This window comes from Roseobacter sp. HKCCD6576-2, assembly GCF_013179285.1.
GTDB classification, from domain to species: Bacteria; Pseudomonadota; Alphaproteobacteria; order Rhodobacterales; family Rhodobacteraceae; genus Rhodophyticola; species Rhodophyticola oceani.
In genome coordinates this window covers 126,109-137,854 of sequence record NZ_WVNW01000002.1, presented here as the reverse complement: position 1 = coordinate 137,854, position 11,746 = coordinate 126,109, and the positions used below count along the sequence as shown (strand labels likewise).

General features: G+C 62.0%; 10 protein-coding genes. 6 read left to right on the top strand and 4 right to left on the bottom strand.

Going from position 1 to position 11,746, the window contains the following annotated elements:
- Nucleotides 1–44 precede the first annotated feature (44 nt).
- From GTF44_RS07690 to GTF44_RS07670, 5 genes are all read left to right on the top strand, one after another.
- A complete protein-coding gene (locus GTF44_RS07690; RefSeq protein ID WP_171561044.1) occupies nt 45–506 on the top strand; it encodes a peroxiredoxin in 462 nt (153 codons plus the stop codon).
- Between the two features lie 14 nt (nt 507–520).
- The gene (locus tag GTF44_RS07685) at nt 521–1,330 is read left to right on the top strand and encodes a ferritin-like domain-containing protein (protein WP_171561043.1); all 810 of its coding nucleotides are present in this window, start codon (nt 521–523) and stop codon (nt 1,328–1,330) included.
- 174 nt (nt 1,331–1,504) lie between these two features.
- Nucleotides 1,505–2,845, top strand: a complete 1,341-nt coding sequence (locus GTF44_RS07680; protein WP_367383413.1) for a DUF5930 domain-containing protein — start codon at nt 1,505–1,507, stop codon at nt 2,843–2,845.
- Nucleotides 2,835–3,371: a polymer-forming cytoskeletal protein gene (locus tag GTF44_RS07675; protein ID WP_145209516.1), complete on the top strand. Its 537-nt coding sequence runs from the start codon at nt 2,835–2,837 to the stop codon at nt 3,369–3,371. The genes GTF44_RS07680 and GTF44_RS07675 overlap by 11 nt, the downstream gene beginning before the upstream one ends.
- 3 nt (nt 3,372–3,374) lie before the next feature.
- Complete coding sequence (locus tag GTF44_RS07670) at nt 3,375–4,853, top strand: MFS transporter (RefSeq protein WP_171560570.1); 1,479 nt, start codon at nt 3,375–3,377, stop codon at nt 4,851–4,853.
- Here the strand turns inward: GTF44_RS07670 and GTF44_RS07665 are convergent.
- From GTF44_RS07665 to GTF44_RS07650, 4 genes are all read right to left on the bottom strand, one after another.
- Nucleotides 4,850–5,638 (bottom strand): DUF2189 domain-containing protein, encoded by a 789-nt coding sequence (locus tag GTF44_RS07665; RefSeq protein WP_171560567.1) that lies wholly within the window; start codon nt 5,636–5,638, stop codon nt 4,850–4,852. The genes GTF44_RS07670 and GTF44_RS07665 overlap by 4 nt on opposite strands.
- A gap of 88 nt (nt 5,639–5,726) precedes the next feature.
- Entirely contained in the window at nt 5,727–7,100 is a 1,374-nt protein-coding gene (locus tag GTF44_RS07660) for an amidase (RefSeq protein WP_171560565.1), read from the bottom strand.
- A 163-nt stretch (nt 7,101–7,263) separates the two neighbouring features.
- Nucleotides 7,264–8,388, bottom strand: coding sequence for a peptide chain release factor 2 (prfB, locus tag GTF44_RS07655; RefSeq protein ID WP_145209528.1), 1,125 nt, complete (start codon nt 8,386–8,388; stop codon nt 7,264–7,266).
- A gap of 79 nt (nt 8,389–8,467) precedes the next feature.
- A complete protein-coding gene (locus tag GTF44_RS07650) occupies nt 8,468–11,041 on the bottom strand; it encodes a penicillin-binding protein 1A (RefSeq protein ID WP_171560562.1) in 2,574 nt (857 codons plus the stop codon).
- Between the two features lie 107 nt (nt 11,042–11,148).
- On the opposite strand from GTF44_RS07650, the gene GTF44_RS07645 reads away from it, so the two are divergent.
- Entirely contained in the window at nt 11,149–11,742 is a 594-nt protein-coding gene (locus tag GTF44_RS07645; protein ID WP_171560560.1) for a class I SAM-dependent methyltransferase, read from the top strand.
- Nucleotides 11,743–11,746: the final 4 nt, after the last annotated feature.

Genomic DNA, 11,746 nt, shown 5'->3' with positions numbered 1-11,746 from the left:
CCGAACGCGGCCAAGCCGCTTGTCACAATCAGATGAGGTGCATGATGCTCGATATTGGTTCCCCCGCCCCGGATTTCACCCTCCCCCGAGATGGCGGCGGCGAGGTGACGCTGTCAGCCGCGCAACCAAAGCCGGTTGTGCTCTATTTCTACCCCAAGGATGACACCCCCGGCTGCACCAAGGAGGCCATCGCCTTCACCGGGCTGGCTGCCAAGTTCGAAGCCGCCGGTGCAATGATCATCGGGATCTCGAAAGACACGGTCGCCAAGCATGACAAATTCATCGCCAAACATGATCTGGGCATCGCGCTGGTCTCAGATGCCGAAAGCGACACCTGCGAGCGCTATGGCACCTGGGTCGAGAAGAACATGTATGGCAAGAAATATATGGGGATTGAGCGGGCCACCTTCCTGATCGGCGGCGATGGCAAGATCGCGCAGATCTGGCGCAAGGTGAAAGTGCCGGGCCATGCCGAAGCCGTGCTAGAGGCGGTCCGCGCCCTGTGACGTCACTTGCCGAAATGGCCGTCGCGGTGCTGAGCACGGCGGATGCGCGGGCCAAGACCGCCCTGTCGCGCGACTATGCAGCACAGTGGAAGGCCTCGCGCGCCGAGGGTGGCACGCCGATCCCGATTGGGTCGGCGACGCCGCCAGATCGCCCCGCCCGACCCGCCGAGCCGCCGCTTTTGGACCCGCGGGAGGTGCCGCGCCGGAAGCCAGGCACCACCGCCGGGCGCACCGCGATCCTGCATGCGGTCGCGCATATCGAGCTGAATGCGGTGGACTTGCACTGGGACATCATCGCGCGCTTCGCCCATGTGCCAATGCCGATGGGGTTTTACGACGATTGGGTGCAGGCCGCAGACGAAGAATCCAAGCATTTCAATATGATCGCCGACTGCCTTGAAGTAATGGAGAGCCACTACGGTGCCCTGCCTGCCCATGCCGGGATGTGGCGCGCGGCGGAGGACACGGCAGAGGATTTCATGGGGCGGCTGGCCGTCGTACCAATGGTGCTGGAGGCGCGTGGCCTCGACGTCACGCCAGGCATGATCGACATCTTTTGCCGGGCCGGCGATGCGCCCGGTGCCAAGCAAGCCGTTGCGGCAATGGAGGTCATTTATCTAGAAGAAGTTCATCACGTGGCTTATGGCTCGAAATGGTTCCACTTCCTCTGTGGCCGCGAGGACATTGATCCGAAAGAGGCGTTTCATCGGTTGGTCCGGCGCTATTTCCATGGGGCCCTCAAGCCCCCTTTCAATCAAGAGAAACGCGCCGAGGCTGGTTTGCCACCCGATTTCTATTGGCCGCTCTCCGAAAAAACGGTTTGAGCGCCTGATATATCGGCGGTTTTTTGCCCAAACCCGGCAACAATGGCGTCTTTTAGCCACATTTATCGATAAAAGATTGAGGCAAAAATCCCCATCGCTTATGCCCATGCGGAGCTTCGGTGCCGCACGGGGATAAATGCGGCAGAGGGACAGACGGAAGATGGGGCACGATACGTGACGATACGGGCATTCAGCCGCTTGCATGCGGTCCTGGAAAAACATCTGCCAGAGCAGCGGTTATTTCTGAAATCCGACAGCGGCATGCGGTTCGTCCGGCTACGGTCTGGCACCCAAGCGATGATGATCGCAGGCGGTGCGCTGTTCGTCGGTTGGACCGTGATCGTCACCTCCATTTTCCTCATCGATACAATCAGTGCTGGTAGCGCCCGTGACCAAGCGGCTCGGGCGCAGATGTCCTACCAGACCCGGCTGAACGCTCTTTCAGAAGAACGTAATGCGCGCGCCTCCGAAGCGCGTCTCGCGCAGGACCGGTTCGCAATTGCGATGGACCAGGTCTCGGATATGCAGTCGCATCTGCTCGAATCCGAAGAGCGCCGCCGCGAGATGGAAACCGCTGTCGATGTGATCCAAACCACGCTTCGTCGGACCATGGCGGAACGCGACGAAGCCCGCGCCCGCGCCGATCAGCTTTACGCCGAGATCCAAGCCGAAACCGGTACGATCCAAACCGCGGCGGGCAGGCAGCGCGACATGGAACAGACGCTCGCCTTCCTCGCCGATGCGCTTGAAGACACCGCGACCGAACGTGATGACGCGCATGAGGATATGGAAGTGGCCCATGCCGAGGTCGACCGCCTCGAATTCGAGGCCGAGCTTGCCGCCGAGCGCAACGAGCGTATCTTCACACAGATTGAAGAAGCCGTCGCAATGTCGCTTGAGCCGTTGGACAATATGTTCCGTAGCGCTGGCATGCCGACCGATCAGATCATCGACCAAGTGCGGCGCGGCTATTCCGGCCAGGGCGGCCCGTTGATGCCAATCACCATGTCGACGCGCGGCCAAGCGCCCGACCCGATGTCACTCCGCGCCAATGAGGTTCTGGAAGGACTCGACCAGGTAAACCTCCACCGGATGGCCGCCGAGCAATTGCCTTTCGCAATGCCGGTGCAAAGCTCGGTTCGCTTCACGTCAGGTTTTGGCTATCGCCGCGATCCGATTAATGGTGGTCGGCGGCTTCATGCCGGTGCCGATTTCGCCGGGCCGGTCGGCACGCCGCTTTATGCAGCAGGCGATGGAGTGGTTATTTTTGCAGGGCGTCAGAGTGGATATGGCCTCATGGTTAAGATCCAACACCCCTTTGGCATAGAGACACGTTATGCCCATATGTCCCGGATCGGTGTCAGCCAAGGCCAAAGGGTCTCGCGCGGCGATCGGATCGGTGATATGGGAAGAACGGGCCGTGTAACCGGGTCGCATCTCCACTACGAAGTGCGCCAAAACGGCACCCCCATAAACCCGATGAACTTCATCACGGCAGGAAGAGATGTTTTCTAAATCCAAGATCAACGAGCCCGGCCCGAAACAGGGCGATGACACGGCCAGCCCCAAACCCGCAGCCGCCTCGGCCGAACGCCCGGCGATGCCGCTGAGCAACCCCACGCCAAAGGCAAAGCCACCTGCCTCGTTGCTCAGCGCCGATCTCACGATTGTCGGTAACTTGCGCACCTCGGGCGACATTCAGGTCGAAGGCAATGTGCAGGGCGACATCCGCGCACATCTTCTGACCGTTGGCGAAAGCGCCACAATCGAAGGCGAGGTTGTGGCCGATGATGTGGTCGTCACCGGCCGCGTAGTAGGTCGGGTCCGTGGGCTGAAAGTACGCCTGACCTCCACCGCGCGGGTTGAGGGCGATATCATCCACAAGACCATCGCGATTGAATCGGGGGCCCATTTCGAAGGCTCCGTCCAGCGTCAGGAAGACCCGCTTGCCACTGGCAGCCAGGCCAAAGCCGCTCCGGCCGCAGCCCCAGTGGCCAAAGCCGCCCCCAAGCCGCAAGCGGCGGCCGAAAGCAAAGCCTAAGAGATGAGCATCGGCGCCTCGCCCAACGGGGCCGCCGAGCCAACGGAAAAGCCGGGCGCCCTGCCCGGCTTTTGTGCACCTGAAGCCCGAAAATTCATCCTGATCGCGGCAATTCTTGCGTCGGCGCTTGGCTTCATCGACGGCACCCTCGTGGCCATCGCCCTGCCCGCCATGCGCGATGGCTTAAACGCCAGTCTGGTTCAAGCGCAATGGATCAACAATGGCTATCTCCTCCCCCTCTCTGCGCTGATCCTTCTGGGCGGCGCCTTGGGCGACCGCTTCGGCCTGGCGCGGGTCTTTGCCGCCGGGATTGCGGGCTTCGTACTCGCCTCGCTAGCCTGCACCGTGGCCCCCACGCCAGAAACTCTGATCGTCGCCCGCGTGCTGCAAGGTATTGGGGCCGCCGTGATGGTCCCCGGCAGCCTGGCACTGATCGCCCGCGCTTATCCAGAAGAGGAACGCGGACGCGCCATCGGCATTTGGGCCGCCGCCTCGGCCCTGACCACAGCGCTTGGCCCGATCCTTGGCGGCCTGGTGCTCAGTGTCGGCGGACCGGAAACCTGGCGCCTGCTGTTTGCGATCAACCTGCCGCTTGGGGGGCTGGCGTTTTGGATGATCTTGACGAAAGTCGCCGCCGACCCGGCCCGTCCCGATCACCCGCTGGACCTGCTTGGCGCCGCGCTCATCACCGGCACATTGGGCCTGATCGCACTTGGCCTGACTGGCGCGTCCGAAGGCCACGCGGTCAACTGGACACCGGCGCTGGCCGGTGCGGTCCTCTTCCTCGGTTTTCTCGCCTGGGAGGCGCGCAGTCGCTATCCCATGGTGCCACTCGATCTGTTCAAAAACGCCTCGTTCAGCGCCGCCAACGCCGCCACATTTCTGATCTATTTCGCGCTGTCGACGGTGATGTTCTTCCTCCCGATGACACTGATTGCCGGTTGGGGCCTGCCAGAGATCATGGCCTCGGCCGCTTTCGCCCCGCTCTCGGTTTTCATCCCGCTCCTCTCGACCAAAGCCGGCGCTTGGGCCGACGATTACGGCCCCGGGCCGCTCATCGCGCTTGGCGGCGGGTTGGTGGCGCTGTCGTTCGCTTGCCTCGCGATCACGACGCCGATGCAAAACTTCTGGGCCCTCACCCTGCCTTCGACCGCGCTGATGGGGCTTGGCATGGCGCTGGTCGTCGCGCCGCTCTCCACGGCGATCATGGGGGCCGTGCCCTCTGAACGCTCCGGCACGGCCTCGGGCATCAACAACGCGGTCAGCCGGGTCGCGGGCCTGGTCGCCGTCGCGGTGATGGGCACGCTGGCTGGCACGCTTTATGCTGGCGCCGGTGGGTCCGGCAGTTTCGGCGCGTTTTCCGATACGGACGGCCATGCCGACGCGATGAACGCAGCCTTCGCTGTCTTGTGTTGGATCACCGCCGCGCTGACGGCCCTCGGCGCAGTTGGGGCCTATCTCTTCATTCGCAAACCGGACTAATCCAGCGGCGTCAGCGCCCGGCGGTAAATGTGCCAGGACGCATGGCCCAAGACCGGCAGCACCAAAAACAACCCGAGTAGAAACGGCACCATCGCGAGAAATGTGAGCCCGGCGATGATCACCCCCCAGGTCACCATGACCAGCGGGTTCTGCCGCACGACCGCAAAACTGGTCAGCATGGCCGTCACGAAATCCAGCTCCTTATCAAGCAAAAGCGGCAGCGCGATCACGGTCAGCGAGAACAGAACCAGCGCAAAGATCGCCCCTGCGGCTGTGCCCGTGATCAGCATCACCAGCCCCTCGGGTTCCAACAGATAGGCATAAGACGAGGTCACATTGGTCAGCGCCGACGGCCCCAAAAACAGCGCAAACAACATATGCGCGAAGAAAGACCAAAACAGGAAATAGACGATGATCACCCAAGAAATCGACGGCAATTGCCGATCTTTCTGCCGCCAGATTACCCCGAAGATATCATTACGGGTCCAACCGTCGCCCTTCTCCAAACGCCGCGAGACCTCATAGAGCCCGACCGCCAGAAACGGCCCAAGCAAGGGGAAGCCCATGGTGATCGGGATCGCATACCAAATCTGTTCGGTGACGAAGAGGAAGAGATAGATCAGCCAGCCGCCCATTACATAGACATTGGCAAAGAACAGCCCCATGAACGGCGCTTTCAGATAGTCCCTCAGGCCCATTTTGAGCGCATAACTCAAATCGCCCAGGCCCATTTCATTGACCTTGGGCACCTTCGATGCGGCGCGCGGTGGGCTGATATCGCTCATCCCAATCCTCCCTCGCGCCAAGTCTAGCGGCAGGTCTCGGCGCCCGCCAAGCCCCTGCCTACCCTTTGGGTCAAATTATTTGCATCCGTCAAAGATCGGGCGGATGCCGCGCGGGCCAGTCCGTGGCTCGATGATGGTGCTCCCCCATCGCAAGCAGCGCCGCATCCGCCCCGCGTGCACCGATCAATTGCACACCGCCCGGCGCGCCATTTGCGCCAAATCCAGTGGGCAGGTTCAGGCATGGCAGACCGGCCAAACTGACCGGCACCACGACCTCCATCCAACGGTGATAGGTGTTCATCGCGACGCCCGCGATCTCTTTCGGCCAATGCCACTCCGCCGGAAACGGCCAACACTGGGCAGAGGGTAGAACCAGTGCGTCAAACCGGCTGAACACGTCGTCCAAAGCGGCGAGCCAATCCAGGCGGATCGCCGCGGCTTGTTCGATCTGATCGCCCGTCAATGCCAAGCCACGCTCGATCTCCCAAATCACCTCAGGTTTCAGAAGCGCCCGTTTCGCCGGGTCGCGCCAGTCAGCCCCATGCTCCAATGCAACCGAGAAGGATCGCAGATCGGTCCAACTCCGCCAGAGTGCCGGGGCCTCAAAGGGCGGCGCAATCGGCTCCACCTGCCAACCCAAATCCGCCATGACCGCCAAGGCCGCCTCGGCCAGCGGCAGAATGCCCGCCTCCATCGGATAGGCGCCGCCCCAATCCGCAAGCCACCCAATCCTCGGCGTCTCCGGTCCCGCACCCGGCTGAAACACCCCATCGGTCAATGTCTCCAACAGCGCCGAGATATCCGCCACGCTGCGTGCCATCGGTCCGCGCGTTGACAGGCGGTTGGTAAACACCGCCTCCCCCGGCTCGCCCGGCATCAACCCTACAGTTGGCCGAAACCCGTAGACATTGTTCCATGCCGCCGGATTTCGCAGACTGCCCATCATGTCAGACCCATCGGCCAGCGCCAGCATACCGCTGGCCAAGGCTGCCCCGGCCCCGCCCGAAGAGCCGCCCGCACTCAGCGCGAGATCATACGGGTTCCGCGTCACACCAAAAACCGGATTGTAGCTATGCGACCCAAGGCCGAATTCGGGGACATTCGTCTTACCAATGATGATCGCTCCGGCCTTGCGCAGCCGCGTGACCAGCGCCTCATCCACCTCCGGCACATGATTGGCGAATAGGGGTGAGCCAAAGGTCGAGCACACACCCTTCACCGCCACCAAATCCTTCACCGCCATCGGTATCCCATGCAGCCAGCCGGTCCGCGGCATCGCATCCGCCAGCCGCGCCTCCCCCATCAGCGCCTCACGATCCTTAAGCGATACAATCGCATTGACCCGACTGTTCACCGCCGCGATCCGGTCCAGCGTCGCGCGCATCAGCTCAACGGCGCTCACCTCGCGCGCCGCCATCTGCCGCGACAACTCCACCGCGTCCAACCGCAACAGATCCGACATTGCGCCCCTCCAGCTTCTCTGCTTCCGAAATATCCCCGCCGGAGGCATCTTTGCTCCGCGATCAGACGCCCCATTCTCGCAACCAAAACCTGCCTCTGCCACGCCGCCGTGGCAACGCGCGCCGTCCGAGGGCTCCCGTCAGGGGGCGTGAGGCGGCGCGCCGCTACTCGGCCTGCGCCTCGGCCCGGCTTTTGCCCGACACATCCATCGCCAAGGTCGCGGCCATCAGCCCGTCCAAATCGCCATCCAAAACCCCGGCACTATCGGAGGTCTCGAACCCGGTCCGCAGATCCTTCACCATCTGATAAGGCTGCAGCACATACGATCGGATCTGATTGCCCCACCCGGCATCGCCCTTATTCTCGTGCGCCTCGGTGATCGCGGCGTTCCGCCGATCCAGCTCCATCTGATACAGCCGGGACTTCAACGCTTTCATCGCAATATCGCGGTTCTGGTGCTGCGATTTCTCGGAACTCGTCACCACAATCCCGGTCGGGTTATGGGTGATCCGCACGGCAGAATCGGTGGTGTTCACGTGCTGCCCACCCGCACCTGACGACCGATAGGTATCGATCCGAATATCGGCCGGGTTCACCTCGATCTCGATATTGTCATCAACCACAGGATAGACCCAGACCGAGCTAAACGATGTGTGCCGCCGGGCCGCACTGTCATAGGGGCTGATCCGCACCAAGCGATGTACGCCGCTTTCTGACTTCAACCAGCCATAGGCGTTGTGCCCGGAGATCTTATAGACGGCCGACTTAATCCCGGCTTCTTCGCCGGGGCTCGTCGATTGCAGTTCGACCTCATACCCCTTTTTCTCGGCCCACCGCACATACATCCGCGCCAGCATTGAGGCCCAGTCACAACTCTCCGTGCCACCTGCGCCCGAGTTGATCTCAAGGAAGGTATCGTTGCTGTCGGCTTCGCCATCCAGAAGCGCTTCCAACTCCTTCGCCGCCGCGTCCTCCACCAACGCGGCCAAGGCGGCTTCGGCCTCTTCCACGACCTCCGCATCGCCCTCTTCTTCGCCCATTTCAATCAGGCCGATATTGTCTTCAAGCGCACCTTTGATCGCCTCATAGGTGCCGATCTTGTCGACCAAGATTTGCCGATCCCGCATCAGCTTCTGCGCCCCGGCCTGATCATTCCACAGATCGGGGTCTTCCACACGCGCGTTGAATTCTTCCAGCCGATGCTGGGCCGTTTCCAGTCCCAAACGCTGCCCCAGCAGCTCCAGCGACTTCTGGACTTTTTCGATATGAGATTGGGTCTCGGCCCGCATGGGTCTTACTGCCTGTCAATGATCTTGTCGGTGTCCAACCGATCTAGACCAGGGACCTCGCCCCTGCAAGGCAGAGGTGTCAGTAAAGCCCACCGGAACTGAGCGTGCCAAACCCGGTTCCTGTCGGCACACGGGCTGTATCCCCGGTGGAGGTCGTCACCGTTTGCCCCGCTGTCGCGCCTGCGCCCTCCTCTTCGCCGCGCCCAAACATCGGCAGGTTCGACCCCATGGCAAAGCCACCATCGACAACCGCGAGCAGCCCATAAATCGGCTCTTCGCCTTCGCGGAACAACTCGGCCACCACATGATCGCCGCTGGCATCCGCCGGCAGACGCTGACCCGAGAAGCGGTCAATGTTATAGAACACCCCACCCTCCGGCACGCGGAACGGCCCGCCGCCATACTCCTCAACCGCAGCTTGCATGAACTCGTTGAACACCGGCCCACACAACCGCCCGCCGCCATTGCCACCGCCCATCGGGCGCGGCGTGTCGAAACCGATATAGCAGCCCGCGACGATATTGCTGGAATAGCCGACAAACCACGCATCGCGCTCGTCATTGGTGGTTCCGGTCTTGCCCGCAATCGGCACTGGGAGGTTCACTGTCGACGCGGCGGTGCCCCGCTGCACCACGCCACGCATCATTGAGGTCACCTGATAGGCGGTGATCGGGTCGATCACCCGCTCGCGATTTGAGACGATCCGCGGGGCCACGCCCGGCTCGAGCGAGGCCAGTTCACAATCCGGGCAAAGCCGCTGATCATGGCGATAGACCGTGCCACCGAAGCGGTCCTGCACCCGGTCCACGAGTGTTGGCTCGACCCGCTCACCGCCATTGGCAAACATCGCATACGCCGCCACCATGCGATAGAGCGTGGTCTCCTGGCTGCCCAGGGAGTTGGCCAAAAACGCCTGCGCCTCGTCATAAACGCCAAAACGCTCCGAATAGCGCGCGACGGTCTCCATCCCCACATCTTGCGCCAAACGAATGGTCATCAGGTTCCGCGACCGGACAATGCCGGTGCGAAGCGGCGCGGGCCCGTAAAACTGGTTCGATGCATTGGTCGGTCGCCAAACGCCCGCGCCCGTATCAATCTCAATTGGCGCATCAATGACGATGGTGTTGGGGCTATAGCCGCTATCCAACGCGGCGGCATAGACAAAGGGTTTGAAGCTCGATCCCGGCTGCCGCGTCGCCTGGGTTGCCCGGTTGAACACCGAATACTGGTAGGAGAACCCGCCCTGCATCGCCAAAACCCGGCCGGTATTCACATCCATCGCCATCAGCCCGCCTTGGACTTCCGGGATCTGGCGCAGTGTCCAGCGGATGAAGCTGCCATCGCTGTCCCTGTTCATGGCACGGACATGGATCACATCGCCCACATCCAGCAAATCGCCGGCCACCCGCGCGCTGGAACCGCGATTGCCTTCGGCATCGACAGGCCGCGCCCAGGTCACATCCTCGGCGGGGATGAAATGCCCATCCTCATCCTCGGGCACATCTTCGATCCCGATCCGGGCTGACCGCTCCCCCACAGACAAGACGACCGCCGCATGCCAGCCGTCGATATCGCGCGGGAACTCCACATCGGCCAAAGCCGCGCGCCAGGTCTCTTCATCCGCACCGTCCAGAACCGCCGGGTCAATCACTGCCAGCGGTTCCCGCCACAAGCCGCGCGAACGGTCATAGCTTTCCAGCCCACGGCGCAGCGCCACCTCGGCGGCCTCTTGCAGGCTCTCATCCATCGTCGCACGCACCGCGTAGCCACCCGAGAAGAACTCCTCTTCGCCGAACTCGACCGAGAGCTGACGACGGATTTCATCGGTGAAATAGTTGCGCGGCGGAACGGCGGCGCGGAACGGCTCGATATGTCCGCCCTGCACGGTTTCCAGCGGTGTGGCTTGGGCCGTCTCCATCTCTTCGCGGCTGATATAGCCGTTCTCATACATTTCACGCAGTACGTAATTGCGCCGGTTCACCGCACGCTCATAATCCCGCACCGGGTGGAAATTCGACGGCGCCTGCGGCAGCGCTGCCAGATAGGCCGCTTGCTGCAAGGTCAATTCCGAGAGATCGGCGTTAAAGTAGGTCTGCGCAGCGGCAGCGACGCCGTAGGAGTTCTGCCCCAAGAAAATCTCGTTGAGATAAAGCTCCAGAATCCGATCCTTGGTCAGGGTCTGCTCGATCCGCGCGGCCAGGATGATCTCTTGCACCTTCCGCTCAATCGTCCGGCTGCCATCAAGCAGGAAGTTTTTCATCACCTGCTGCGTAATGGTCGAGGCACCGCGCACATCGCGACCTCGCGAGCGCACGGCCTCAACAATTGCTGCACCAATCGCGCGCGGGTCGTACCCCTCATGCTCATAGAAATTCCGGTCCTCGGCGCTCACAAAGGCTTGCGAGACCCGATCTGGGATATCCTCAGCGGCGACAAACAAACGCCGCTCGCGGGCGAATTCGTCCACAATCTCGCCTTCGGCGGAGTAGATTCGGCTGATCGTGGCGGGCGTGTATTGCGCCAACGTCTCATGATCCGGCAAGTCGCGGCTATACATGTAGAGGACCGCGCCGATCGAGAAGGCAGTAAACACCAAGCCGATCGTCAGCCAGCTAAAAATTGCGCCAAAAATGCCGAGAATGAATCGGAACATGGAAAACCTATGCCGTCTAGTGTTGCCCGCTTATAGGGGCCGATGCGTACCGGGTCAAAAGCCACAAGCGGCTTTTCGCGATCACAAATGCGCGTCATGATCGGTCTATGCAACCCAAAGACATCCTCCCCGCTTATGAGCGCGAAGCCGACCATTGGGCCCGGACGCGCGACAGCTCGCTCTATGAAGTCCCGTTCTTGTGTGAGGCTTTAGCCGGTCAGGCGGGCGCACGGGTGTTGGATTTGGGCTGCGGCACTGGGGTACCGATCGCGCGCTGGTTTGCAGATCAGGGATGCATGGTCACCGGTGTCGATGGCGCGGCGGCGATGCTGGATCATTTCCGGGCTAACCTGCCCGAGGCTGAGGCGATTCTGGCCGATATGACCACGCTTGCCCTTGATCGCCCCTTCGATGTGATCCTCGCCTGGGACAGTTTTTTCCATCTCAGCAAAGCCGCGCAGCGTGCGATGTTCCCAATCTTCGCCGCCCATGCCGCCGAAGGCGCGCGGCTTATGCTGACCACAGGTCATGATGAAGGTGAACCAATTGGCCAAGTCGGCGCTTCGCCAGTCTATCACGCCAGTTTGACACCAGCGGCCTATCGCGCGCTTTTTGCGGCACATGGCTTCGATGTGCACTGGTTCCGGCCCGAGGACCCGGAAGCCTGGGGCAGATCAGTCTGGCTCGCAGTTAAGATCTGAGCAC